Genomic DNA, 25,735 nt, shown 5'->3' with positions numbered 1-25,735 from the left:
TCATGGAGGAGCAGACGATGGACCGACGTGACCTTTTCATCGCCGGGGCGCTGGGCGCCGCGGTGGCGACCCCCGCCCTGATCGGCGTGCCGGCGTGGGCGTCCGGCGAGGACCGCGACAATGAGCCGGTGCGTGCTCACGATCGTGACCGGACGCTGGTGGTCGGCCACCGGGGCGCCAGCGGCTACCGGCCCGAGCACACCCTCGCGTCGTACGAGCTGGCCGCCCGCATGGGCGCGGACTTCATCGAGCCCGACCTGGTCAGCACCCGTGACGGGGTGCTGGTGGCCCGGCACGAGAACGAGATCTCCGGCACCACCGACGTGTCCGCGCGGCCCGAGTTCGCGACCCGCCGGGTGACCAAGACGATCGACGGCGTGGCGGTGACCGGCTGGTTCACCGAGGACTTCACCCTCGCCGAGCTGAAGACGCTGCGCGCGGTGGAGCGGCTGCCCGCGGTGCGCCAGCGCAACATGGTCTACAACGGCCTGTTCGAGGTGCCGACCTTCACCGAGGTGCTCGAACTGCGCGAGCGGCTGTCCAAGGAGCTGCGCCGGGAGATCGGCGTCTACCCGGAGACCAAGCACCCGACGTACTTCCAGAACGCCGGGCTGCCGCTGGAGCGGCCGCTGGTGGCGACGCTGCGCCGGTTCGGGCTGGACCGCCGGGACGCGCCGGTGTTCGTGCAGTCCTTCGAGGCGGCGAACCTGCGCGAGCTGCGCTCGGCCCACCGGCTCAAGGCGCCGCTGGTGTTCCTGGCCGGGGCGGGCAGCCCGTTCAACGACCCGCGCTCGTACGCCGAGTACCTGAGCCCGGCGGGCCTGCGGGAGCTGGCCGGTGTGATCAACGGGATCGGTCCGGAGAAGGGCCTGGTCATCCCGCGGGCGGCCGACGGCTCGCTGGCCGCGCCGACGTCGCTGGTCGCCGACGCGCACCGGGAGGGCCTCAAGGTGCACCCGTACACCTTCCGTGCGGAGAACCAGTTCCTGCCGGTGAACCTGCGCAACGGCGCGGTGCCCGCCGAGTACGGCCGGATCCTCGACGAGCTGGCGGCGTACCTGGCCGCGGGTGTGGACGGCTTCTTCACCGACAACCCGGACCTGGGCGTGCTGGCCCGCGCGCTGCACCGGGCCTGATCGGCGGCGCACGGCCACCGGACCGCCGAGCGCCCGGTGGCCGTGCGCATCTTAGCGATATCAGCGTGTTTAGTCCTTAATATCCGATTTTCCTCGATACTCTGGCGCGGTTGTCCGTTACCGGAGCCGAACGGGAGTCGAGGATGAGCGCGCGCAAGGTCGCCATGGCCGGTGAGGTGGCGCTCGCCATCGTGGTGATCGCGGTCGCGGGGCTGCTGTCGTTCGTGAGCCCGGCGAGCCCGGCCGCGGTGGCGTCGATCCCGCCGCTCGCCCCGGAGATCAGCGAGCCGTCCTCGGACGGGCAGCTGCTCAACGGGGCCGACGTGCACATGGAGGCGCAGCCGTTCGCCGACGCGGACGTGCGCGACGAGCACGCCTGCAGCGACTGGGAGATCTGGTCGGCCGCCCCCGAGCCGGTCGAGCGGGTGTGGGCCGCCGAGTGCGTGCACGGCGCGTCCCGCCTGCACACCCACCTGGGCAACGGAAAGTTCACCGGCTCGCTGGCCGGGGCGGCCGAGCTGCCGCCGGGCCGCGCGTTCGAGGTGCGCGCCCGGTTCCGGTCGTCCTCGGCGGACCCGGGCACGCAGTGGAGCCCGTACTCGGTCCGCCCGTTCCGCACCGACGTGCAGCTCGAACCGCTGCCCGGCGCGCCGCAGTGGCGCACCATGCAGGACGGCTACGTGGTGGAGGAGGTCGCGTCCGGGTTCGCGCTGCCGGTCGGCATCGCCATGGCGGCCACCCCGCCCGCCTCGCCCGACGCCCCGCGCTTCTACGTCAACGAGCTCTACGGGCAGATCAAGGTGGTCCGCGGCGACTTCAGCGTCGCGACGTACGCCAAGGATCTGCTGAACTTCGACCCGACCGACAAGTTCCCCGGCGACGGCGAGATGGGCCTCGGCGGGATCGTGGTCGAACCGCAGACCGGCGACCTGTTCGCCGCCATGGTCTACAAGACGGGCAGCAAGCTCTACCCGAAGGTGGTCCGGCTGACCAGCTCCGAGGACGGGATGAGCGCGACCAAGGTCACCACGGTGCTGGACATGAAGGGCGAGGACATGGTGGCCTCGCACCAGATCTCCAACCTCACCATCGGGCCGGACGGCAAGCTGTACGTGCACGTCGCGGACGCGTTCGAGCCGAAGACGGCCCGGGACAAGGACTCCTTCCGCGGCAAGGTGCTGCGGATGAACCTGGACGGCAGCGCCCCCGCCGACAACCCGTTCTACAAAGCCGGCAACGGCGACAAGGCCAGGGACTACGTCTATGCCCTGGGCCTGCGCAACCCGTTCGGCGGCGCGTGGCGGGCCGCCGACGGGCAGCACTACTCGGTGGAGAACGGACCCTCGGTGGACCGGTTCGCCCGGGTCACCCGGGGCGCGGACTTCGAGTGGTACGTCGGCGACAGCGCGATGAAGAAGAAGGCGCTCTACAACTGGACCGTGGCGCACGCGCCGGTCGGGGTGACCTTCGTGCAGGAGGAGAACAACCAGGGGGCGGGCTTCCCGAAGGAGCTGTACGGCAACGCGTACATCTCCGAGAGCGGCCCCACCTACGCCACCGGCCCGCAGGTGCGCGGCAAGCGCATCGTGATGTTCGCCTTCGACGCCAAGGGCAAGGTCACCGGTCCGAAGACGCTGGTGGAGTACAACGGCAACGGCAAGTCGACCATCGCCGGCATCGCCGCCGGGACGGACGGGCTGTACTTCAGCGCGCTCTACCCCGACGACGCCAAGGACGGCCCGTACGCGGCCAAGGCGAAGCTCTACCGGGTCCGCTACGCCGACGCGGCCGGTGCGGCGCCCAAGGACGCCAAGGTGGACAAGAAGCTGTGCACCGACGACGAGTTGAAGATCACCGCGGCGCCCGCGAAGACGACTGTCGCCCGCAAGACCTCGCTCACCATCGGCCTGAAGGTGCAGAACACGTCGAAGCGCTCCTGCGTGCGCGACGTCGGTGCCGATCTGCAGGAGCTGCAGTTGCTGCGCGACGGCGAGAAGCTCTGGTCGTCCGACGACTGCGGGCCGGTGCGCGGCAGCCAGGTGGTCCGCTTCGCGCCGGGCCAGTCCCGCGCCTACAGCGCGACGTGGAACGGCAAGGCCAGCAACACGTGCGAGAAGAAGGGCCGCCGGGTGCCGGCCGGGGCCTCGCCCGCCGCGGGCACGTACGAGATCGTCGCCCGCGTCGGCAGCGACCGCAGCGAACCCGTGACGATCACGCTGAAATGACCCGGCCCGCCTGGTGGAACCGGACCCGTCCAGCTCACGTGACCTACGTCCCGTCTGGTGACACCGGCGGGGCGTGGCGGGCAGGCTGCCGGGCCGCCGTGACAGACTGGTGATCGTGTTGCGTTGGCTGACCGCAGGGGAGTCGCACGGGCAGGCGCTGGTCGCCGTGCTCGACGGCGTGCCCGCCGGAATCGAGATCACCAGTGACGAGATCGGCCACGAGCTGGCCCGCCGCCGCCTCGGCTACGGCCGCGGCGCGCGCATGGCCTTCGAGCGGGACGTGGTGACGATCCTCGGCGGTGTGCGCCACGGACGCACCCTGGGCAGCCCGGTCGCGATCCAGGTCGGCAACTCCGAGTGGCCCAAGTGGCAGACCGTGATGTCGGCGGACCCGGTCGACCCGGACCTGCTGGCCGCGCAGGCCCGCAACGCGCCGCTGACCCGCCCCCGGCCCGGCCACGCCGATCTTGCCGGCATGCAGAAGTACGGCCACGACGACGCCCGGCCGATCCTGGAGCGCGCCAGCGCCCGGGAGACCGCCGCCCGCGTCGCCGTCGGCACCGTCGCCAAGGCTCTGATCAAGCAGGCGCTGGGCATGGACGTGCTGTCCCACGTGGTCGAGCTCGGCTCCGTGGTCGCCAAGTCCGGCCTGGTGCCGGTGCCCGGCGACACCGAGCGCATCGACGCCGACCCGCTGCGCTGCCTGGATCCGCAGGCCAGCGAGCGCATGGTCGCCGAGGTCGACGCGGCCAAGCGCGACGCCGACACCCTCGGCGGCATCGTCGAGGTCCTCGTCTACGGCGTGCCGCCGGGCCTGGGCACGCACACCCAGTGGGACCGCAAGCTCGACGCCCGCATCGCCACCGCGCTGATGTCCATCCAGGCCATCAAGGGCGTCGAGATCGGCGACGCGTTCACCCAGGCCCGCTCGCGGGGCTCGGTGGCGCACGACGAGATCGTGCCGACGCCCGACGGCGTGAAGCGGGTCACCGACCGGGCCGGCGGCCTGGAGGGCGGCATCACCTCCGGCGAGCCGCTGCGGGTGCGCGCCGCGATGAAGCCGATCTCGTCGCTGAACCGGGCGCTGTCCACCGTGGACGTGACCACCGGCGAGGTCGCCACCGCCATCAACCAGCGCTCCGACGTGTGCGCGGTGCCCGCGGCGGCGGTCGTCGCCGAGTCGATGATGGCGCTGGTGCTGGCCGAGGCGGCGACGGAGAAGTTCGGCGGCGACTCGGTCACCGAGATCCGCCGCAACCTCGCCGGCTACCTGGACAACCTGCTGATCCGCTGACAGACCGCCGGGTCCGCGCCGTGGACCGGGGAGGGGAACACCGTGAGCAAGCCGTTGTGTGTCCTGGTCGGGGCACCCGGGGCCGGCAAGTCGACCGTCGGGCAGCTGCTGGCGCAGGCGTACGGGGTGCCGTTCCGCGACACCGACGCCGACGTCGAGGCCACCGCCGGCAAGCCCATCTCGGAGATCTTCATCGACGAGGGCGAGCCGCACTTCCGCGCCATGGAGACGGCCGCGGTCGCGGCGGCGCTGGCCGAGCACTCCGGCGTGCTGGCGCTGGGCGGCGGCGCGGTGCTCGCCGAGGACAACCGGGCGCTGCTGGCCGGGCACACCGTGGTCTACCTGAGCGTGGACCTGTCCGACGCGGTGTCCCGGGTCGGGCTGGGCCAGGGCCGCCCGCTGCTGAACTTCAACCCGCGGGCCACCCTGCGCTTCCTGCTGGACCAGCGGCGGCCGCTGTACGAGCAGGTCGCGACGCACACCGTGGTCACCGACGGGCGCACCCCGGAGGAGATCACCGCCGAGCTGGTCGAGCTGCTGAAGGGCTGAGATGTCAGAGCTGACCCGGATCGCCGTGGGCGGCGACCAGCCGTACGACGTGCTGGTCGGCCCCGGCGTGCTCGCCGAGCTGCCCGCCCTGGTCTCCGGCGCCGACCGGGCCGCGGTGCTGTACGCGCCGCCGGTGCGCGCGTACGCCGAGCAGGCCGCCGCGCACCTGGTCGACGCGCGTGTCCAGCCGGTGATGATCGAGGTGCCCGACGCCGAGGCCGGCAAGTCCATCGGCGTCGCCGAGCGCTGCTGGGACGAGCTGGGCCGGGCCTCGTTCACCCGCAACGACGTCGTGGTCGGCGTCGGCGGCGGCGCGGTCACCGACCTGGCCGGTTTCGTCGCGGCCTGCTGGCTGCGCGGCGTGCGCTGGGTGCCGGTCTCCACCAGCATCAACGGCATGGTCGACGCGGCCGTCGGCGGCAAGACCGGGGTGAACACGGCCGCCGGCAAGAACCTGGTCGGCGCGTTCTACCCGCCCGCCGGGGTGCTCTGCGCCACCGAGGCGCTGGCCACGCTGCCCACCGCGCAGCTGCTCGCGGGCATGGCCGAGGTGGTCAAAGGCGGCTTCATCGCCGACCCCGTGATCCTCGACCTGATCGAGCGCGACCCGCGGGCCGCCGTCGACCCGGCCGGCCCGGTGCTGCGCGAGCTGATCGAACGCAAGATCGCGGTGAAGGCCCGGGTGGTGAGCGAGGACCTGCGCGAGTCCGGGCTGCGCGAGATCCTCAACTACGGCCACACGCTCGGTCACGCCATCGAGCGCCGGGAGGATTACCGCTGGTCGCACGGGCACGCGGTCAGCGTCGGCCTGGTGTACGCCGCCCGCCTGGGCGTGCTCACCGGCCGCCTCGACGAGGCCACCGCCGCCCGCCACGCCGCCGTCCTGCGCTCGCTGGACCTGCCGGTGTCCTATCCCGCCGACGCCTGGGACGACCTGCGCGCCACCATGTCGGTGGACAAGAAGGCCCGCGGCAAGGCGCTGCGCTTCGTGCTGCTCAACGGCATCGCCGAGCCGGTCACCGTGCCCGTCGACGACGAGGCCCTGCTCGCCGAGGCCTACCTGTCCGTCGCCTCCTGAAGGAGACCGCCATGAAGGTGTACGTGCTCAACGGGGTCAACCTCGGCCGGCTCGGCACCCGCCAGGTCGACGTGTACGGCGTCACCACGTACGCGACGCTGGTGGAGCTGTGCGAGAAGACGGGCGCGCTGCTCGGCCTGGATGTCGAGTGCCGCCAAACCGACCTGGAGGGCGAGCTGGTGGGCTGGCTGCACCAGGCCGCCGACGAGCACGCCGCGGTGGTCCTGAACCCCGGCGCGTGGAGCCACTACTCCTACGCCGTCCGCGACGCCTGCGCGATGCTCAACGGCCCCCTGATCGAGGTCCACATCTCGAACATCCACACCCGCGAGGAGTTCCGCCACCACTCGGTCGTCTCCGCCGTCGCCACCGGCGTCATCGCGGGCCTGGGCGTCGACGGCTACCGCCTGGCCCTGGAACACCTCTTCCACCGCCTCACCGACTGACCCGGTTCCGTCAGCGCTGGCCGGTGGCCTCGGTGAGGAGCTGGTAGACCTGGGCGCGGCCGGTGACGCGGACCGGGTGGCCGCCTTCGCGGGGGCGGTCGGCCACGGCGGGCATGCCGAGGATGGCTGCCGCGGTGACCAGGGACTGGGCCGCGGCGGGCGAGCCGGCCCGGACGGTGAGCTGCCCGGCGTGTGCGTCGACGCCGCCGGTGAGCATCGCCATCCGCCACAGGCCCAGCGCCGCCTGGCGCGACTCCGGCACGGCGGAAGACGCCGCCAGCAGCTGGGTCCGGCTGCGCCAGGCCCCGGTCAGGGCCCGCACGATCCGGTTGTACGCCCCGGCCGACACCTCCACCCGCAACCCGTCACGTTCGGTGCGGACCACGTTGGCCCAGGTCAACGTGGAGAGCAGGCTGGCCAGCCGGGCCGCCGCGGCGGGCGAGGAGGTCGACGCGATGGCGGTCGCCGCCGCAGGGCGGTGCCACCCCGACGGGCGCATCTCCTGCCAGCCGAACGCCGCTTCGAGCAGCGGGTACGCCCCCAGTGGAGCCTGCGACAGGGCGCGGTCCAGCGGGGCCATCTCGGCCCGGGAGGTGTCCGCGGGCGCGGCCTCGGCCGGGGCGGCAAGCGGGGGGAGGTCCGTGAGCAGGGTCGCTGACATGGGACGGTCTCCTCTCAGGCAGGTCAGGTGCGGGGGATCTCGCGGTCGGTCACGACGGCGCCGTCGGCGACTCGGTAGGCCCAGACCACGATGGCGTTGTCCACGAGCTCACCCTGCGGGGTGAACTGCAGCCGCCCGGTGACGCCGTCGTGGGCGTACTTGTCCACGAAGGCCTCCATGTCGGGGCGGGTGGTGCGGCCGGCCTCGAAGCCGGCCAGGAAGATCGACGCGGCGTCGTACCCCTCGGCGCTGTAGGTGCCGGCGTCCTTGCCGAACCCGGCCCGGTACTGCACCGGGAAGTCCCGGGACGCGCGCTCGGGCGGCAGGCAGGCGCAGGTGATGACGGCCCCCTCGGCGGCGCGCACCCCCGCGGCGCGGATGAAGCCGGCGTCCTTGACTCCGTCGCCGCCCACGAACGTGGCGGTCAGTCCCGCGTCGCGCATCGCCTTGAGCAGGGCGCCGCCGCTGGAGTAGTAGCCGCCGTAGAAGACGACGTCGGCCCCGGCGGAGCGGATCTGGCTGACCACCGAGGAGAAGTCGACCTGGCGGGGCGGCACCGCGGCCCGCTGCACCACCCTGCCGGACAGGGTCGCGGCGACCTCGTCGGCCAGGCCGCGGCCGTACGCCCCGGTGTCGTCGATGACGAACGCCTTGCGAGCGTGCAGCACGGTGTCGATGTAGCGGGCGGCCGCCGGGCCCTGCGCCGCGTCGTTGCCGATCACGCGATGGAACGTCGACCAGCCGCGCTGGCTCAGGTTGGTGCGGGTCGCCGACGGGCTGACGATGGTGACGCGGCCCTGGTCGAGCAGCGGCAGGGCGGCCGCGGTCTCGCCGGAGAAGGCGGGCCCCACCACGCCGAGGATCGCGGGGTCGGCCACGATCTGCTGCGCCAGCGCGGTGGCCTGCTTCGGGTCGCTCTGCGAGTCGAAGTCCTGCAGCGTCACCGGGCAGTCGGGATGCCGCCCGTTGTACTGCTCGACCGCCAGTGCGGCGCCGGAGCGGATGTTCGTTCCGAGATCCGCCGAGGCCCCGCTGAGCGGGCCGATGACGGCGATCTTCAACCCGCACGGCCGGGCCGGCGGGGCCGCGGTGCCCGCTGTCGCGTCGCAGCCGGGCGTCGCCGCCAGCGCGAGCAGCGCCAGCGTCGAGACAACCCGTGCGTACGGCCCTCGCAACAGCCGACCTCCTCGACGTAGGGTGCGCCTATCCTGCCCGGATGAGCGTGAGGATTGCATGAGTAACCCGGTGGAAACGGCGTGGCCGACTGCCCGCAAGCGGGTGGCGGCCGTGTTTGTGCTGGTCGCGACCCTACTGGGTGCCTGCAGCAGCGGCCAGGTGACGGTCCAGCCCACCCTGGCGCCCGCCCCTGGCCGCCCCTCGGGCCTGCAACCTGCCCTCTTCGGCATCAGTTCCGACACCCTGGGCTGGATAGTGATCGACGAGCAGGGCTACGTCCTCTACCGCAGCGAACTGGACGCCAACCGCCCCTCCCGGTCGGCGTGCACCGGCACCTGCACCCAGCAGTGGCTCCCGGTCCCCGCCGCCGACCCGATCCGCGTCGAAGGCATCGACCGCCAGCTCATCGGCACCCTCACCCGCCCCGACGGAACCCAGCAGATGACCCTCGCCGGCTGGCCCCTCTACGGCTACACCGGCGACCGCATGCCCGGCGACACCAACGGCCACGGCCTGAACGGCCACTGGTATGCCGTCACCCCCATCGGCACCCGCGCCGGCCCCACCCCCGCCTGACCAAGATCAACCTGGTCCTGGGGCGGGTCAGGGGGTGGGGAGGGTGAGGGTGGCTTCGGTGCCGCCGCCGTCGGCGGGGCGCAGGGTGAGGGAGCCGTCGTGGAGGTCGGCCACCCAGCGGGCGATGGCCAGGCCCAGGCCGGTGCCGTTGGGGGAGCCGGGGCGGAAGCGCTCGCCGCCGGTGGCGGGCAGGTCGGCGCCGGGGCCGGGACCGGCGTCGCGGATCACGACGGAACCGGGTTCGACCGTCAGGGTGATGGTGGCCGGGGCCTCGCCGTCGCGGCCGTGCTGCACCGCGTTGTGGATCAGGTTGCGCAGGGCGATGCGGACCAGCGTGGGGTCGCCCAGGGCGACCGCGGGCCGGGTGTACGCCGTCGCGGTGTGCGGCGGCTGCACCGTGTCGGCCAGCACCTCCTCGGCGAGCTGGTCCAGCCGGAAGCGCTGGCGCTCCAGGTGGCGCAGGCCGGCGACCAGCCGGGCCCGGGTCAGCAGCGCGGCGACCGCGTCGGTCAGCCGGTCGGTGGCCGCGATGACCCGGCGCAGCGCGTCCGGCTGCCGGGCGGGGGAGTCCAGCGCCGACTCCGACACCGCCCGGATCACGGTCAGCGGCGTACGCAGCTCATGGGCCGCGTCGGCGACGAACCGCTCCTGCTGGGTGAGGGCGTCCGCGATGGGCTGGGTGCCGCGGCGGGCCAGCAGGTAACCGCCGACACAGGTCATCACCGTGAACGCGGTGCCGCCGACGATCAGCGCGAGGGCCAGGCGCTGGTGAGCGGCCTGCCCCGGTCCTGGGTCGGCGACCGCGACGACGGTGCCCGCGATCGCCCCCGTCTCGGCGTGCCGGAACGGCACCGCGAGCAGGTGTATGACCTCCTGCCGCTCGTCACGCACCGCCTCGCTCAGCTCGCCGCCCGCGGAGCGCACCTGCCTGGCGGGCCCGAGCAGCGTCGGCGGCGCGATGACGGCCAGCCGCGCCGGATGCGCGAACACCAGCGTGACATCGGTCCGATCGGCCTCGTACACGTACACCGCCGTGGACCCCTGCGCTATGGCGTTGTCATAGAGCTTGTCCAGCAGCAGCGCACCCGAGTCGTAGTACAGCAGCGCCACCGCCGTCCCGGCCGTGCGATGCAGATCAGCCGCGACCGCCTCGGCCCGCTGCCGCTCATCGACGACGAGCGCCACCGCCCCCATCCCCGCCAGCCCGATGATGTTCAGCGCCAGCAGCAGCGCCGTCAACCGCATCCGCAGCCCCGCCAGCCGCTCCGCCGTCTGCAGCTGCCTCGTCTCCCGCCTCATGCCGCTTCCTTCATCAGCGGCCGGCCAGGTCGACGCGGTAGCCGGTGCCGCGGACGGTGGTGATGAGGGGCGGGTCGCCTAGTTTGCGGCGGAGTTGGCCCACTACGACGTCCACGACGTTCGAGGTGGGGTCGGCTTGTTCGTCCCAGCAGTGTTCGAAGAGGTCGGCGCGGGTGACGACGGCGGGGCGGCGGACGAGGAGCATCTCCAGGACGGAGAACTCCTTCGGGGTGAGGGTGAGCAGGATGCCGTCGCGGCGGACCTCCCGGCGGGCGGTGTCGACCTCGACGTCTCCTGCTCTCATCACCGGGGGGAGCATGGTGCCGCGGCGGCGGCAGAGGGCGCGGACGCGGAGCACCAGTTCGGCGGCGACGAACGGTTTGACGACGTAGTCGTCGGCGCCGGCTTCGAAGCCGGCGACGCGGTCGGTGACGTCGTCGAGGGCGGTCAGCATGAGGGCGGGCACGCCCAGTCCCGCTTCGCGGCGGCGGCGCAGCTGCCCGGCGGAGTCGCCCTCGGGCAGGATGCGGTCCAGGACCAGGCAGTCGTAGTCGTTGACGCTCATGTTCACGTCGGCCTGACTCCAGTCGGCCGCCTGGTCGACGGCGAACCCGACCGCGCGCAGGGCGGTCACGACCACCCCGCGCACCTCAGGGTCATCCTCCACCACCAGCACCCGCACGGCGGCGAGGCTAGCAACCAGAATGCTCGTCCGGCTAGCGCGGCCGCTGGGAGCGGGTCGCCGCGACCGGCGGCGGTCACAGCGTGTCCCCGGCCACCCGCGCGCCCGGCCTGAGATCACGGGCCGGTAAAGTAGTCAGGTCTGTTCTTTGTCAAGTATCTGATCATGTACGGGAGCCTGGCTGTGGCTAGCACGAACGACCTCAAGAACGGCATGGTGCTCAACCTCGACAAGGAGCTCTGGGCCGTCGTCGAGTTCCAGCACGTGAAGCCCGGCAAGGGTCCGGCCTTCGTGCGGACGACCCTCAAGCACGTGCTCACGGGCAAGGTCGTCGACAAGACCTTCAACGCCGGCACCAAGGTCGAGACCGCGAACGTCGACAAGCGCACGATGCAGTACCTGTACGCCGACGGCGACGACTTCGTCTTCATGGACCTGGACACCTACGACCAGATCCACGTCAGCGGCGAGACCGTCGGCGACAACGTGAACTACCTGCTGCCCGAGGCCGAGGTCGTCGTGGCCACGCACGAGGGCGTGCCGCTGTACGTCGAACTGCCGACCTCGGTGATCGTCAAGGTCACCTACACCGAGCCGGGCCTGCAGGGCGACCGCTCGACCGGCGGCAACAAGCCGGCGACCATCGAGACCGGCGCGACCGTGCAGGTGCCGCTGTTCATCGTCACCGACGAGAAGATCAAGGTCGACACCCGCGACGGCCGTTACCTGGGCCGGGCCTGATGGGCTTCGTGCCCGTCGGGGGGACTGCTCGTGGCTGAGGGACCGAAGTCGCAGATGCCCGCGCGCCGCAAGGCGCGCAAGCGGGCACTCGACGTGCTTTACGAGGCGGATTTGCGCGACCTGCCGGTGCGCACCGTGCTGGCGGCATACCTGGAGCGCATGGAGTCGCCGCGCCCGGAGCACCTGCCGTACGCGGTGTCGCTCGCTGAGGGCGTCAACGAGCACCTGGACGACATCGACGAGACGATCGCCACCTTCGCCGAGGGCTGGACGATCGACCGGATGCCGGTGGTCGACCGCAACCTCGCCCGCATCGCGGTGTATGAGCTGCTCTACGTGCCCGAGATCGACGACCCGGTGGCCATCACCGAGGCCGTCGAGCTGGCCAAGGAGCTCTCCACCGACGATTCGCCGCGCTTCCTCAACGGCCTGCTCGGCCGTATCGCGGACTACGCGCCGCGCCACTGAGCACCACACCACGCGAAAGCGGCCTTCCACCCCGCCGGGGGTGAAAGGCCGCTTTCGTCGTGCGGGAGAGTGTCAGCTCGCGAAGAACGCGCGCGGGTCGGCGACGAGCACGCCGTGGTCGGCCAGCCGCTCGATCAGCTCGGTGGGGGTGCAGTCGTAGAAGACGGCCAGCGCCTGCAGGTCGACGGCGCGGATGGAGAGCACCCGGCCGTTGTAGTCGCCGCGCTGCTGCTGGATGGCGCGCGCGTAGCGGGCGACGGAGGCGAGGTCCTCCTTGGCGCCGTCATAGAGGCGCTCCAGGTCGAGGACGATCTTGCTCGTCGCCTCCTGGCGCGGGGCGGGGCCGTCGGGCAGCAGCTCGCCCACGGGCACCCGGTAGAAGTCGGCCAGCTCGGCCAGTCGGGACACCGTGACAGCACGGTCACCACGCTCGTACGAGCCGACGACCACAGCCTTCCAACGCCCGTTCGACTTCTCCTCCACGCCCTGCAGGGACAGGCCCTGCTGCTGGCGGATGGAGCGCAGTCGCGCACCGAGGGACTTGGCGTAATCAGACGGCATTCCGACACTCCCAGCTATTTGCCGGGGCGGGTTCCCCGACGATCGCTACGCAGCGTGACGGTACGGCGCAGAAGACACGCGGTCAAGTGCTCATTGACCACCAAGTTGAGACAACCTCATCCGACTAGCTTGATCAACTGAACTGATCCGCCAGTGTCAACGGTATGACCTGCGGATTGACTCACCCCCGCGCGTCGAGGCCGCCCGCCTCACTGCTAAGTTTACTGATCAGACGGTCGCCGGCCACGGTCGACGATCATGACCTTGACATCCTTTAACGACCCGTCCGGTGAGGCGGGGAAGGAGGTCTGCCTTGGCGCGCCCAATGACAGACGAGTCGCACCAGCAGCCGGCCGGGCCGGCTCCCACGAAGACCGTTCTCTCCGCCGCGGACGTCTCCCGCGTGCTGGACCGCATCGCGCACCAGATCCTGGAGAAGACCTCCGGGGCCTCCGACGTGGTGCTGATGGGCATCGCCACCCGCGGCGTCCCGATCGCCCGCCGCCTCGCCGAACGCATCCACGCCTTCGAGGGCGTGCAGCTCCCGGTCGGCATCCTCGACATCACGCTCTACCGCGACGACCTGCGCAGCAGCTCCGTCCGTGCGGTGGGGCGCACCGAGGAGCCCGCGGGCGGCGTGGACGGCCGCAAGGTCATCCTGGTCGACGACGTGCTCTTCTCCGGCCGCACCATCCGGGCCGCCCTCGACGCCCTGTCCGACCTGGGCCGCCCCGCCGCCGTGCAGTTGGCCGTGCTGGTCGACCGCGGCCACCGGCAGCTGCCGATCCGCGCCGACTATGTCGGCAAGAACATCCCCACCGCCCTGTCCGAGCAGGTCAAAGTGAAGCTGGTGGAGATCGACGGGAACGACGAGGTGGTCCTGGCCACCGGTGCGAAGGGCGGCATCCGATGAAGCACCTGCTGTCGACGGCCGACCTGGACGCGGCCACGGCGACCGAGATCCTCGACATCGCCACCGAGATGGCCAGCGTCTCCGGCCGCGAGATCAAGAAGCTGCCCACGCTGCGCGGCCGCACCGTGGTGAACCTCTTCTACGAGGACTCCACCCGCACCCGGATCTCCTTCGAGGCCGCCGCCAAGCGGCTGAGCGCCGATGTGATCAACTTCTCGGCCAAGGGCTCCAGCGTGGAGAAGGGCGAGAGCCTCAAGGACACCGCCTGGACGCTGCAGGCCATGGGCGCCGACGCGGTCGTCATCCGGCACCCCGCCTCCGGCGCCCCGCACCGGCTGGCCAACTGGGTCACCGGCAGCGTGCTCAACGCCGGCGACGGCACCCACGAGCACCCGACCCAGGCGCTGCTGGACGCGTACACGATGCGCTCGCGGATGGGCCGCATCGACGGCCTGCACGTGGCGATCGTCGGTGACGTGCTGCACAGCCGGGTGGCCCGGTCCAACGTGCTGCTGCTCAACACCCTGGGCGCGAAGGTGACCCTGGTCGGGCCGCCGACCCTGGTGCCGACCGACCTCAACGCCTCGGTCCAGGTCGCCTACGACCTCGACGCGGTGCTGCCGCAGGCCGACGTGGTGATGATGCTGCGGGTGCAGCGCGAGCGCATGACCGACTCCTACTTCCCCTCGGCGCGGGAGTACTCCCGCCGCTACGGCCTCGACGGCGCCCGGCTGCGCCGGATGCCCGCGCACGCGATCGTCATGCACCCCGGTCCGATGAACCGCGGCATGGAGATCACCCCCGAGGTGGCCGACTCACCCCGCTCCACCATCGTCGAGCAGGTCACCAACGGCGTGTCGGTCCGTATGGCCTGCCTGTATCTCCTGCTCGGAGGCGCGCGATGACCCAGCCTCCCACCAGCAGCCCGATGACCGTCCGGAGGACGCCCGTGCCCGACATCCTGATCCGCAACGCCCGCGTGCTGGGCGGCGAGCCGACCGACCTGGTGCTGCGCGACGGTGTGATCGCCGAGATCGGCCAGGGCCTGAGCGCCGACGGCGCCGAGGTCGTCGACGCCGCCGGCCTGGTCGCCCTGCCGGGCCTGGTCGACCTGCACACCCACCTGCGCGAGCCGGGCCGCGAGGACGCCGAGACGGTGTACACCGGCTCGCGCGCCGCGGCGCTGGGCGGCTACACCGCCGTCTGCGCGATGGCGAACACCTCGCCGGTGGCCGACACCGCGGGCGTGGTCGAGCAGGTGTACCGGCTCGGTCAGGAGGCCGGGCTGGTCGACGTGCAGCCGATCGGCGCGGTGACCGTCGGGCTGGCCGGCGAGCGGCTGGCCGAGCTGGGCGCGATGGCCGACTCGGCGGCGCGGGTGCGGGTCTTCTCCGACGACGGCTTCTGCGTCGCCGACCCCCGGCTGATGCGCCGGGCGCTGGAGTACGTCAAGGCGTTCGACGGGGTCATCGCCCAGCACGCCGAGGAGCCCCGGCTCACCCAGGGCGCGCAGATGCACGAGGGCGACGTCTCCGCCCGGCTCGGGCTGACCGGCTGGCCCGCGGTCGCCGAGGAGTCGATCATCGCGCGGGACGTGCTGCTGGCCGGGCACGTGGGCGCGCGCCTGCACGTCTGCCACGTGTCCACCGCGGGCAGCGTCGAGATCATCCGCATGGCCAAGGCCCGGGGCGTCCGCGTCACCGCCGAGGTCACACCGCACCACCTGCTGCTCACCCACGAGAAGGCGGAGTCCTACGATCCCGTCTACAAGGTGAACCCGCCGCTGCGCACCGACGCCGACGTCGAGGCGCTGCGGGAGGGCCTGCGCGACGGCACGATCGACATCGTGGCCACCGACCACGCCCCGCACGCCGCGGAGGACAAGGAGTGCGAGTGGGCGTACGCCCGCCCCGGCATGCTCGGCCTGGAGACCGCGCTGCCGATCGTCCTCGACGTGCTGGGTGAGGACTGGCCGCTCATCGCCGAGCGCATGTCGTACGCCCCGGCTCGCATCGCGGGCCTGGACGGGCACGGCAACGCCCTGGTCGCGGGCGCGCCCGCGAACCTGACCCTGGTCGACCCCACGGTGCGGTGGAGCGTCGACCCGACCGGGCTGGCCAGTCTCAGCCACAACACGCCGTACGCCGGGATGACCGTGCCCGGCCGGATCGTCGCCACCTTCCTGCGGGGTGTGCCGACGGTGCTCGACGGAAAGGTGCAGAAGTGACCGAGGCAATTCTGGTCCTGGAGGACGGCCGCACGTTCCGCGGCGAGTCCTACGGGGCCGTCGGCGAGACCTTCGGCGAGGCGGTCTTCACCACCGGCATGACCGGCTACCAGGAGACCCTCACCGATCCGTCGTACCACCGCCAGGTCGTGGTGCAGACCGCGCCGCACATCGGCAACACGGGTGTGAACGACGAGGACGACGAGTCCGACCGGATCTGGGTCGCCGGCTACGTGGTCCGCGACCCGGCCCGCACGCCGTCGAACTGGCGCTCCACCGAGGACCTCGGCACCCGGCTGGCCCGCTCCGGCGTGGTCGGCATCAGCGGCGTCGACACCCGGGCGCTGACCCGGCACCTGCGCGAGCGCGGCGCGATGCGCGTCGGCGTGTCCAGCGTCGAGCGCGACCCGCAGGCGCTGCTCGCCCGGGTGCTCCAGCAGCCGCAGATGACCGGGGCGAACCTGTCCGCCGAGGTCACGACGCCGGAGGCGTACACCGTCGACGCGATCGGCGAGCACCGCTTCACGGTGGCGGCGCTGGACCTGGGCATCAAGCGCAACGTGCCGCGGCGGCTGGCCGCGCGCGGCGTGACCACGCACGTGCTGCCCGCGAACTCCACGCTCGGCGACCTGCTGTCGGTCGGCGCGGACGCGGTGTTCTTCTCGCCCGGCCCCGGCGACCCGGCCACCGCCGACCACGCGGTGATGCTGGCGCAGGAGGTCATGAAGCGGAGCCTGCCGCTGTTCGGCATCTGCTTCGGCAGCCAGATCCTGGGCCGCGCGCTGGGCTTCGGCACGTACAAGCTGGGTTATGGACACCGCGGCATCAACCAGCCGGTGATGGACCGCAGCACCGGCAAGGTCGAGGTCACCTCGCACAACCACGGCTTCGCGGTCGACGCGCCGCTGGACGGCGTGGCCGACACCGGTTTCGGCCGGGTCGAGGTGTCCCACGTGTGCCTGAACGACAACGTGGTGGAGGGCCTGCGCGCGCTGGACGTGCCCGCCTTCACCGTGCAGTACCACCCGGAGGCGGCAGCGGGGCCGCACGACGCCGACTACCTGTTCGACCGGTTCGTGGAGCTCGTGGAACGCCCCGGCCAGGTCCGTCAGCAGCTCATCAACGGAGGCAAGTGAGATGCCGAAGCGGACCGATCTCAAGCACGTGATGGTCATCGGCTCCGGGCCGATCGTCATCGGCCAGGCCTGCGAGTTCGACTACTCCGGCACCCAGGCGTGCCAGGTGCTGCGCAGCGAGGGCCTGCGGGTCAGCCTGGTCAACTCCAACCCGGCGACCATCATGACCGACCCCGAGTTCGCCGACGCCACCTACATCGAGCCGATCACGCCCGAGTTCGTGGAGAAGGTCATCGCGGCCGAGCGCCCCGACGCGCTGCTGCCCACCCTGGGCGGCCAGACCGCGCTGAACACCGCGGTCGCCCTGCACGAGTCCGGGGTGCTGGAGAAGTACGGCGTCGAGCTGATCGGCGCCGACATCGAGGCGATCCGGCGCGGCGAGGACCGGCAGCTGTTCAAGGACATCGTCGCCAAGGCCGGCGCCCGGCTCGGGCTGACCGGTGACCTGGTGCCGCGCAGCCGGGTCTGCCACTCCATGGCCGAGGTCCGCGACACCGTCGCCGAGCTGGGCCTGCCGGTCGTCATCCGGCCGTCGTTCACCATGGGCGGCCTGGGTTCCGGCATGGCGCACACCCCGGAGCAGCTCGACCTGATCGCGGGCAGCGGCCTGGCCGCCTCGCCGGTGACCGAGGTGCTCATCGAGGAGAGCGTGCTCGGCTGGAAGGAGTACGAGCTGGAGCTGATGCGCGACAAGCACGACAACGTCGTGGTCATCTGCTCGATCGAGAACATCGACCCGATGGGCGTGCACACCGGCGACTCGGTGACCGTCGCCCCGGCGATGACCCTCACCGACCGCGAGTACCAGGACATGCGCGACCTGGGCATCGCCGTGCTGCGCGAGGTCGGCGTCGACACCGGCGGCTGCAACATCCAGTTCGCGATCAACCCGGAGAACGGGCGCATCGTCGTCATCGAGATGAACCCGCGGGTGTCGCGTTCGTCGGCGCTGGCGTCCAAGGCCACCGGCTTCCCGATCGCGAAGATCGCGGCGAAGCTGGCCATCGGGTACACCCTCGACGAGATCCCGAACGACATCACGCTCAAGACCCCGGCCGCGTTCGAGCCGACGCTCGACTACGTCGTGGTGAAGATCCCGCGCTTCGCGTTCGAGAAGTTCCCCGGGGCCGACCCGGAGCTGACCACCACGATGAAGTCGGTCGGCGAGGCGATGAGCCTGGGCCGCAACTTCCCCGAGGCGCTGAACAAGGCGATGCGCTCGATGGAGACCAAGGCCGGCGGCTTCTGGACCGCGCCGGACCGCTTCGGCTCGGTCGAGGAGGCGCTCGACGCGCTGCGCACCCCGCACGACGGCCGCCTGTACGCCGTGGAGGAGGCGCTGCGCCACGGCGCGACCGTCGCCCAGGTGACCGAGGCCTCCGGCGGCATCGACCCGTGGTTCGTGGACCAGATCCTCGGCCTGGTCGAGCTGCGCGCCGAGATCCTCGACGCGCCCGTGGTCGACCTGGCGCTGCTGCGCAAGGCCAAGCGGGCCGGCCTGTCCGACCGCCAGCTCGCCGCGCTGCGCCCGGAGTTCGCGGGTGAGGACGGGGTGCGCACCCTGCGCCACCGCCTCGGCGTGCGGCCGGTCTACAAGACCGTCGACACCTGCGCCGCCGAGTTCGCCGCCGCCACGCCGTACCACTACTCGTCCTACGACGAGGAGACCGAGGTCGCCCCGAGTGCCCGGCCCAAGGTGCTGATCCTGGGCAGCGGCCCGAACCGCATCGGCCAGGGCATCGAGTTCGACTACTCGTGCGTGCACGCCGTGATGGCGCTTCGCGACGTTTCGTCGGCGGATGGCCAGGGCCGCTACGAGACCGTCATGGTCAACTGCAACCCGGAGACCGTCTCCACCGACTACGACACCGCCGACCGCCTCTACTTCGAACCGCTGACCTTCGAGGACGTCCTCGAAGTGGTGCACGCCGAGCACAGCTCGGGTGTCGCCGCGGGCGGGCCCGGTGTCATCGGCGTCATCGTGCAGCTCGGCGGGCAGACGCCGCTGGGCCTGGCGCAGCGGCTCAAGAACGCCGGGGTGCCGATCGTGGGCACCAGCCCCGAGTCGATCCACCTCGCCGAGGAGCGCGGCGCGTTCGGCCGGGTCCTGGCCGAGGCCGGGCTGCGCGCCCCGGCGCACGGCACCGCCATCTCGTACGAGGACGCCAAGCGCATCGCCGACGAGGTCGGCTACCCGGTGCTGGTCCGACCGTCGTACGTGCTCGGCGGGCGCGGCATGGAGATCGTCTACGACGACGCCACGCTGCGCGACTACATCGGCCGGGCCACCGACATCTCGCCGGAGCACCCGGTGCTGGTGGACCGGTTCCTCGACGACGCCATCGAGATCGACGTCGACGCGCTCTGCGACGCCGACGGCAACGTCTACATCGGCGGCGTGATGGAGCACATCGAGGAGGCCGGCATCCACTCCGGCGACTCGGCGTGCGCCCTGCCGCCGATCACGCTCGGCGGCCGCCACCTGGACGTGGTGCGCGAGTACACCGAGGCGATCGCCCGCGGCGTCGGCGTGAAGGGCCTGCTCAACGTGCAGTATGCCCTCAAGGACGACATGCTCTACGTCCTGGAGGCCAACCCGCGCGCCTCGCGTACCGTGCCGTTCGTCTCCAAGGCGACCGCGGTGCCGCTGGCCAAGGCCGCCGCCCGGATCATGCTCGGCGCGACGATCGCCGAGCTGAGGGCCGAGGGCATGCTGCTCGCCGAAGGTGACGGCGGCCTGCTGCCGGAGAACTCCCCGGTCGCGGTCAAGGAGGCGGTGCTGCCGTTCAAGCGCTTCCGCACCCCCGCCGGCAAGGGCGTCGACACGCTGCTGTCGCCGGAGATGAAGTCCACCGGCGAGGTCATGGGCATCGACATGGCGTTCGGCCACTCGTTCGCCAAGTCCCAGGCCGCCGCGTACGGCACCCTGCCGACCAGCGGCAAGATCTTCGTCTCGGTCGCCAACCGCGACAAGCGAGGCATGATCTTCCCGGTCAAGCGCCTGGCCGACCTCGGCTTCGAGATCGTCGCCACCGTCGGCACCGGCGAGGTCCTGAGGCGCCACGGCATCGTCTGCGAGGTCGTCGGCAAGCACAGCGACGACGCCGACCGCGACGCCGTCAGCCTCATCGCCTCCGGCGAGGTCAAGATGGTCATCAACACCCCGCAAGGTTCGGGCGCCAAGGCGCGTTCCGACGGCTACGAAATCCGCTCCGCAGCCGTGGCCGCCGACATCCCCTGCTGCACCACGGTCCCCGGCGCCGCGGCGGCCGTCATGGGCATCGAAGCCCTGATCCGCGGCGACATGACCGTCCGCCCCCTCCAACACCTCCACGCCGTGATCCGCCCGGAGCTCTCCGCGTGACCCTGTTCGAGAAGGTGGTCCGCCCCCGGTTGTTCCGGATCGGGGGCGGGGACGCCGAGCACGCGCATGAGTGGACGCTGCGGAGGCTGGCCGGGATCTCCCGGCAGCCGGCGGTGCTGAGCCTGCTCAGGCGGCGTTATGCGGTCGAGCGGCCGGTGGACGTGTTCGGGGTGCGGTTTCCGAACGCGGTCGGGCTGGCGGCGGGGATGGACAAGAACGGGGTCGCGCTGAAGGCGTGGCCCGCGCTCGGGTTCGGGTTCGTCGAGGTCGGCACGGTGACCGCGCTGGCGCAGCCGGGTAATGACCGGCCGCGGCTGTTCCGGTTGCCGGACAGCAGGGCGATCATCAACCGGATGGGGTTCAACAACGAGGGGGCTGCCGCGCTCGCGGGGCGGCTGGCCGCGTTGGGGCCGCTGGGTGTGCCGTTGGGGATCTCGTTGGGCAAGTCCAAGGTGACTCCGCTGGAGGAGGCCGTCGCGGACTACCGGGCGTCGTACGACGCGCTGAAGTCCTATGGCGACTACTTCGCTGTCAACGTCTCCTCGCCGAACACTCCGGGTCTGCGCAGTCTGCAGGACCGGGACCAGCTGGACGCGATCCTGGCCGCCCTGATCGAGCCGCGTGCCGCGGCGCCGGGCGGGCCCGGCACTCCCGGCGCCCCGGAGTCGGCGCCGCCCGGCGGTGCGGCGACCGGCGAAGCTGGGCGGGCCAAGCCCGTGCTGGTGAAGATCGCTCCTGATCTGACCGACCACGCCATCGCCGAGCTGCTCGAAGTGTGCCTGGCGCGGGGCGTGGCCGGTCTGATCGCGACGAACACCACGCTCAGCCGGGACGGGGTCGCACCGGCCGACCAGGCCACGGCGGCGCAGGCGGGTGGGCTGTCCGGCGCGCCGCTGACCGAGCGGGCGCACAAGGTCGTGTCGTTCGTGCACGGCGAGACGAACGGCCGCCTGCCGATCATCGGCGTCGGCGGCCTTCTGAGCGCCGACGACACCGCCCGCATGTTCGACGCGGGCGCGAGCCTGGTGCAGCTCTACACCGGATTCATCTACCACGGCCCGGCGCTCGTACGCGCCGCCGCGCGACGGGCCCCGGAGGCCACCCGGTGACCGACGAGGTTAAGAAGGGCACCTTCCACAACGCGGAGCGTTGGGAAGGTGCCCTTCCTTTCACCCAGGACGAGCTGCTGGAGCTGGACCGGGCACACGTGTGGCACCCGTACGGCCCCATGCCGGGCCGGCAGACGCCGCTCGTCGTGGACGGCGCACAGGGCACGAGGCTGACGCTGGCCGACGGGCGCGAGCTGATCGACGGGATGTCGAGCTGGTGGGCGGCGATCCACGGCTACCGGCACCCGGTGCTCGACGCCGCGGTCACCGACCAGCTGGGACGGATGAGTCACGTCATGTTCGGCGGGCTCACTCACGAACCGGCGGTGCGCCTGGCCAGGAAGCTGGTCGACATCACCCCGGCCGGGCTGGAGCACGTGTTCCTGGCCGATTCGGGCTCGGTCAGCGTCGAGGTCGCGATCAAGATGTGCCTGCAGTACCAGGTGTCGCGGGGCCGGCCGGCCAAGCGGCGGCTGGCGACGTGGCGTGGCGGCTATCACGGTGACACGTGGCAGCCGATGAGCGTGTGCGATCCCGAGGGCGGCATGCACTCCCTCTGGGGCGGCGCGCTGCCGCGCCAGGTGTTCGTGGACGCGCCTCCGGCGCAGTACGACGAGTCCTATGTGACGGTGCTCAAGCAGGCGCTGGCGGCGTACGCGCACGAGCTGGCCGCGGTCATCGTCGAGCCGGTGGTGCAGGGCGCGGGCGGCATGCGCTTCCACGACCCGCGCTACCTGCGCGCGCTGCGCGATCTGTGCGACGAGTTCGACGTGCTGCTGGTGTTCGACGAGATCGCCACCGGCTTCGGGCGCACCGGCGAGCTGTTCGCCGCCGACCACGCCGGGGTGACCCCCGACGTGATGTGCGTCGGCAAGGCGCTGACCGGCGGATATCTGACACTGGCCGCGGCGCTGTGCACCGCCGAGGTGGCCCGGGGCATCTCCGAGGGCGCGGTGCCGGTGCTCGCGCACGGGCCCACGTTCATGGGCAACCCGCTGGCCTGCGCGGTCGCCTACGCCAGCATCGAGCTGCTGCTGTCGGGTGACTGGCGGGCGCAGGTGCGCCGGATCGAGGCGGGGCTGCGGGCCGGCCTGGCGCCGGTGCGCGAGCTGCCCGGTGTGGCCGACGTGCGGGTGCTGGGCGCGATCGGCGTGGTGCAGCTCGACCACGACGTGGACATGGCGGCCGCCACGGCCGCCGCGGTGGAGCACGGCGTGTGGCTGCGCCCGTTCCGCGACCTGATCTACACGATGCCGCCGTTCGTCAGCTCCGATGAGGATGTGTCGGCGATCACCAAGGCGATGTACGCGGCCGCGGCGGCCTGTTCGTCGTGACCCCGTCCGAGCGGTCGCCGAGCGCGACCGTGCGGCTGCGACGGTCACATCCGAAAGTGAGTGAGGAGATTTCATGGAGCCGTTCGGTGCGCGCCTGGCGCGGGCGATGGATGAGCGCGGCCCGCTGTGTGTCGGGATCGATCCGCACAGCTCGCTGCTGAGGGCGTGGGGCCTGCCCGACGACGCCGACGGAGTGGCGGCGTTCTGCCGGATCACGGTCGACGCGCTGGCCGGTCGGGTCGCCGTCGTCAAACCGCAGTCGGCGTTTTTCGAGCGATTCGGGTCCCGCGGGGTGGAGATTCTTGAGTCAACTATCCGACAGTTTAGGCAGGCCGGAACCCTTGTGCTCCTCGACGTCAAGCGGGGCGACATCGGTTCGACGGCCGCCGCGTACGCCGACGCGTATCTGAACCCATCGAGGCCTATGTATGTCGATGCGATCACCGCGAGTCCGTTCCTGGGACTCGGATCGCTCGCGCCGATGTTCGACATGGCGGCTGAGCACGGCGGGGGCGTCTTCGTTCTGGCTCTCACGTCCAACCCGGAGGGTCCGGCCGTGCAGCACGCTCGGGGTATCGACGGCCGTACCGTCGCGCAGGCGATCATCGACGAGATTTCCCAGCTCAACAAGGGTGTGGAGCCGCTCGGCAGCCTCGGACTCGTGGTCGGAGCGACCATCGGCGAAACCGGTCACGACCTCTCCCAGGTGAACGGCCCGTTCCTCGTTCCGGGCCTCGGCGCGCAGGGCGGAACGGCCGACGATCTTCGCCGGATCTTCGCCGGGAACCTCGGCGCGGTGCTGCCGTCGTCGTCGCGCGAAGTGCTCGGCGCGGGCCCCGACGTGCACGCGCTGCGGGAGGCGGCATCTCGGACTCTCGATGCCTGCCGGGACGCATTGGGACGTCCGGGCCGGTCGTGACCTTTCCGTGATCATGCGCGGTGACGTTGCCGAAAACGCCGTCGACCGCTAGGTTTCCCCGCGCTGGGCTGATCTGCTCGCGTGGCCCACCAGTCACGCGGGTTTTCACCAGCAACGGGTGCCGAAGGTTAGCCACCGAGTCCGGTGGGGAACCCGACGCACCACACGCCGGCGATCCCGTCGGCGTGACCAAGAGGACCTGAGGAGAACTGGTGCCGCTCCCGTCACTGACCCCAGAGCAGCGCGCTGCCGCGCTGGAGAAGGCCGCGGAGGTCCGCAAGGCTCGGGCTGAGCTCAAGGAGCAGCTCAAGCAGGGCAAGACCACCCTGGCCGCCGTGCTTGACCGCGCCGAGGGCGACGATGTCGTCGGCAAGCTCAAGGTTTCGGCCGTGCTGCAGGCGCTCCCCGGCATCGGCAAGATCCGGGCCACGCAGATCATGGAGAAGCTGAAGATCGCCGACTCCCGCCGCCTGCGCGGGCTGGGCGACCAGCAGCGTAAGGCGCTGCTGGCCGAGTTCGCGGCCTGAGCCGACGAACCTCGTCAGCGGAAAGACCCCGGAACAACGCGTGTCCCGGCGCGCCGCCGCTCATAGCGGCGCGCCACGGTGCACGCCACGTTCCGCGCCGCGGGCGGACGCCCCGTCCGCGGTGAACGGGCAGCGGTGTGCCGAGGCTCCACCGCCTGCCCACCGCAACGACCTGCCACTTCGGCGTGAGTGACACTCACACCATCGGGTGAGCGGGACGTTGCGCAGATCGTCGCCCGGCGGCGCTGTCGAAACGGCAGCGCCGCTGGTTCGTTTATGCGGGCAGGAAGGCCCCATCCGGGCCGGAACCCCCTGTTAAGACTTGGTGACGTACTGCTCAAACAGGGGCCCGGCTCCCACCTCCGCTCCGCGATTGGGTAGAACTTGAGAATGGAAGACGACGTACCGCTCGCCGCCAGAGCGGCCGCGCCCGCCCGCCTTACCGTGCTCTCCGGTCCCTCCGGTGTCGGCAAGGATGCCGTCATCGAGGTCATCCGCAAGCGTTCGCCCTGGGTATGGCTGTCCGTCTCGGTCACCACCCGCAAGAAGCGCGACTACGAGATCGACGGCAAGCACTACACGTTCGTCAACCGCACCGAGTTCGAGCGCCTGGCCGACACCGGCATGCTGCTGGAGTGGGCCGAGTTCGCCGGCAACCTCTACGGCACGCCGCGCGCGGCGGTCGAGGGCCGGATCTCCGCCGGCATCCCCGCCCTGCTGAAGATCGACCTGCAGGGCGCCCGCCAGGTCCGCGAGACCTGGCCGGACGCCCAGCTCGTCTTCCTCGCCCCGCCCAGCCGGGAGGAGCTGCGCCGCCGGCTCATCGGCCGGGGCACCGAGAGCCCGGAGACCATCCGCCGCCGCCTGGCCCACGCCGACGAGGAACTGGCCGCGGAGTCCGAGTTCGACGTGACTGTCGTGAACGACTACCTCGAGCGCGCCGCAGACGAGTTGGTAGGATTACTCGGTTCGCCGGCGCTCGCTGCCGCACGCCCGCGCGTTTAGCGCCCGGCACACTCTCTGAGACAAGGACTGGAACGTGGCTGGAACCGTCGCCCAACCCGAAGGCATCACCAACCCGCCCATCGACGAGCTGCTCGACAAGACCTCGTCGAAGTACTCGCTGGTGATCTTCGCGGCCAAGCGTGCCCGGCAGATCAACGCCTACTACAGCCAGCTCGGCGAGGGCCTGCTGGAGTACGTCGGCCCGCTGGTGGAGACCACCCCGCAGGAGAAGGCGCTGTCCATCTCCATGCGGGAGATCAACGCCGGGCTGCTCACCGCCGAACCGACCAACGAGGCCTGAGCCTCCCG

The 25,735-nt window shown here is 71.6% G+C and carries 25 protein-coding genes; 20 read left to right on the top strand and 5 right to left on the bottom strand.

Features of this window, described 5'->3' with window-relative positions:
* Positions 1-17: 17 nt before the first annotated feature.
* The 6 genes from AB0B35_RS33265 (at position 18) to aroQ (ending at position 6,728) form a co-directional block, all read left to right on the top strand.
* The gene (locus AB0B35_RS33265; RefSeq protein WP_361053147.1) at positions 18-1,136 is read left to right on the top strand and encodes a glycerophosphodiester phosphodiesterase; all 1,119 of its coding nucleotides are present in this window, start codon (positions 18-20) and stop codon (positions 1,134-1,136) included.
* Between the two features lie 143 nt (positions 1,137-1,279).
* Positions 1,280-3,361, top strand: coding sequence for a PQQ-dependent sugar dehydrogenase (locus tag AB0B35_RS33260; RefSeq protein WP_361053144.1), 2,082 nt, complete (start codon positions 1,280-1,282; stop codon positions 3,359-3,361).
* A gap of 115 nt (positions 3,362-3,476) precedes the next feature.
* Positions 3,477-4,655: a chorismate synthase gene (aroC, locus tag AB0B35_RS33255; RefSeq protein WP_360538566.1), complete on the top strand. Its 1,179-nt coding sequence runs from the start codon at positions 3,477-3,479 to the stop codon at positions 4,653-4,655.
* 42 nt (positions 4,656-4,697) lie between these two features.
* On the top strand, positions 4,698-5,204 hold the full coding sequence (locus tag AB0B35_RS33250; RefSeq protein WP_361053142.1) for a shikimate kinase: 507 nt from the start codon (positions 4,698-4,700) through the stop codon (positions 5,202-5,204).
* A gap of 1 nt (position 5,205) precedes the next feature.
* Entirely contained in the window at positions 5,206-6,282 is a 1,077-nt protein-coding gene (gene aroB / locus AB0B35_RS33245) for a 3-dehydroquinate synthase (RefSeq protein ID WP_361053139.1), read from the top strand.
* An 11-nt stretch (positions 6,283-6,293) separates the two neighbouring features.
* Positions 6,294-6,728 (top strand): type II 3-dehydroquinate dehydratase, encoded by a 435-nt coding sequence (gene aroQ, locus AB0B35_RS33240; protein ID WP_361053135.1) that lies wholly within the window; start codon positions 6,294-6,296, stop codon positions 6,726-6,728.
* 10 nt (positions 6,729-6,738) lie between these two features.
* Here the strand turns inward: aroQ and AB0B35_RS33235 are convergent, their stop codons facing one another.
* A complete protein-coding gene (locus AB0B35_RS33235; RefSeq protein WP_361053132.1) occupies positions 6,739-7,389 on the bottom strand; it encodes a hypothetical protein in 651 nt (216 codons plus the stop codon).
* A gap of 23 nt (positions 7,390-7,412) precedes the next feature.
* Positions 7,413-8,564 carry a branched-chain amino acid ABC transporter substrate-binding protein gene (locus AB0B35_RS33230; protein WP_361053129.1) on the bottom strand — a complete coding sequence of 384 codons (1,152 nt, stop codon included), beginning with the start codon at positions 8,562-8,564 and terminating at the stop codon, positions 7,413-7,415.
* 58 nt (positions 8,565-8,622) lie between these two features.
* On the opposite strand from AB0B35_RS33230, the gene AB0B35_RS33225 reads away from it, so the two are divergent.
* On the top strand, positions 8,623-9,141 hold the full coding sequence (locus tag AB0B35_RS33225) for a hypothetical protein (protein ID WP_361053127.1): 519 nt from the start codon (positions 8,623-8,625) through the stop codon (positions 9,139-9,141).
* Between the two features lie 27 nt (positions 9,142-9,168).
* Here AB0B35_RS33225 and AB0B35_RS33220 read toward each other — a convergent pair whose 3' ends face one another.
* Entirely contained in the window at positions 9,169-10,440 is a 1,272-nt protein-coding gene (locus AB0B35_RS33220; protein ID WP_361053124.1) for a HAMP domain-containing sensor histidine kinase, read from the bottom strand.
* A 13-nt stretch (positions 10,441-10,453) separates the two neighbouring features.
* Positions 10,454-11,122, bottom strand: coding sequence for a response regulator transcription factor (locus AB0B35_RS33215; RefSeq protein ID WP_120320097.1), 669 nt, complete (start codon positions 11,120-11,122; stop codon positions 10,454-10,456).
* A gap of 183 nt (positions 11,123-11,305) precedes the next feature.
* On the opposite strand from AB0B35_RS33215, the gene efp reads away from it, so the two are divergent.
* Positions 11,306-11,863, top strand: coding sequence for an elongation factor P (gene efp / locus AB0B35_RS33210; RefSeq protein ID WP_360538589.1), 558 nt, complete (start codon positions 11,306-11,308; stop codon positions 11,861-11,863).
* A gap of 54 nt (positions 11,864-11,917) precedes the next feature.
* Positions 11,918-12,331 carry a transcription antitermination factor NusB gene (gene nusB / locus AB0B35_RS33205; protein ID WP_203690101.1) on the top strand — a complete coding sequence of 138 codons (414 nt, stop codon included), beginning with the start codon at positions 11,918-11,920 and terminating at the stop codon, positions 12,329-12,331.
* A 72-nt stretch (positions 12,332-12,403) separates the two neighbouring features.
* Here nusB and AB0B35_RS33200 read toward each other — a convergent pair whose 3' ends face one another.
* Positions 12,404-12,892, bottom strand: coding sequence for a transcriptional regulator (locus AB0B35_RS33200; protein ID WP_120320100.1), 489 nt, complete (start codon positions 12,890-12,892; stop codon positions 12,404-12,406).
* A gap of 325 nt (positions 12,893-13,217) precedes the next feature.
* Between AB0B35_RS33200 and pyrR the strand changes: the two genes are divergently transcribed.
* The 11 genes from pyrR (at position 13,218) to rpoZ (ending at position 25,727) form a co-directional block, all read left to right on the top strand.
* A complete protein-coding gene (pyrR, locus tag AB0B35_RS33195) occupies positions 13,218-13,805 on the top strand; it encodes a bifunctional pyr operon transcriptional regulator/uracil phosphoribosyltransferase PyrR (RefSeq protein WP_361053121.1) in 588 nt (195 codons plus the stop codon).
* A complete protein-coding gene (locus AB0B35_RS33190) occupies positions 13,802-14,710 on the top strand; it encodes an aspartate carbamoyltransferase catalytic subunit (protein WP_361053118.1) in 909 nt (302 codons plus the stop codon). The genes pyrR and AB0B35_RS33190 overlap by 4 nt, the downstream gene beginning before the upstream one ends.
* Positions 14,711-14,754: 44 nt before the next feature.
* Complete coding sequence (locus AB0B35_RS33185) at positions 14,755-16,032, top strand: dihydroorotase (RefSeq protein WP_361053219.1); 1,278 nt, start codon at positions 14,755-14,757, stop codon at positions 16,030-16,032.
* A complete protein-coding gene (gene carA / locus AB0B35_RS33180; protein ID WP_361053115.1) occupies positions 16,029-17,168 on the top strand; it encodes a glutamine-hydrolyzing carbamoyl-phosphate synthase small subunit in 1,140 nt (379 codons plus the stop codon). Before AB0B35_RS33185 ends, carA begins: the two co-directional genes overlap by 4 nt.
* 1 nt (position 17,169) lies before the next feature.
* A complete protein-coding gene (gene carB, locus AB0B35_RS33175; protein ID WP_361053112.1) occupies positions 17,170-20,532 on the top strand; it encodes a carbamoyl-phosphate synthase large subunit in 3,363 nt (1,120 codons plus the stop codon).
* Entirely contained in the window at positions 20,529-21,641 is a 1,113-nt protein-coding gene (locus AB0B35_RS33170) for a quinone-dependent dihydroorotate dehydrogenase (protein ID WP_361053109.1), read from the top strand. The genes carB and AB0B35_RS33170 overlap by 4 nt, the downstream gene beginning before the upstream one ends.
* A 74-nt stretch (positions 21,642-21,715) precedes the next feature.
* Positions 21,716-22,975, top strand: coding sequence for an adenosylmethionine--8-amino-7-oxononanoate transaminase (locus AB0B35_RS33165; RefSeq protein WP_361053216.1), 1,260 nt, complete (start codon positions 21,716-21,718; stop codon positions 22,973-22,975).
* Between the two features lie 73 nt (positions 22,976-23,048).
* Positions 23,049-23,894: an orotidine-5'-phosphate decarboxylase gene (pyrF, locus tag AB0B35_RS33160; protein WP_361053106.1), complete on the top strand. Its 846-nt coding sequence runs from the start codon at positions 23,049-23,051 to the stop codon at positions 23,892-23,894.
* Between the two features lie 212 nt (positions 23,895-24,106).
* Entirely contained in the window at positions 24,107-24,421 is a 315-nt protein-coding gene (mihF, locus tag AB0B35_RS33155) for an integration host factor, actinobacterial type (RefSeq protein WP_120320109.1), read from the top strand.
* Positions 24,422-24,811: 390 nt separating this feature from the next.
* Positions 24,812-25,426, top strand: coding sequence for a guanylate kinase (gene gmk / locus AB0B35_RS33150; RefSeq protein WP_361053103.1), 615 nt, complete (start codon positions 24,812-24,814; stop codon positions 25,424-25,426).
* Positions 25,427-25,460: 34 nt separating this feature from the next.
* Positions 25,461-25,727: a DNA-directed RNA polymerase subunit omega gene (gene rpoZ / locus AB0B35_RS33145; protein WP_203689990.1), complete on the top strand. Its 267-nt coding sequence runs from the start codon at positions 25,461-25,463 to the stop codon at positions 25,725-25,727.
* Positions 25,728-25,735 lie beyond the last annotated feature (8 nt).

It is taken from the genome of Catellatospora sp. NPDC049133 (assembly GCF_040648455.1).
Classification (GTDB): domain Bacteria; phylum Actinomycetota; class Actinomycetes; order Mycobacteriales; family Micromonosporaceae; genus Catellatospora; species Catellatospora aurea.
Note: the sequence above shows the minus strand (reverse complement) of the source record. Positions and strands in the feature narration are given on the sequence as shown.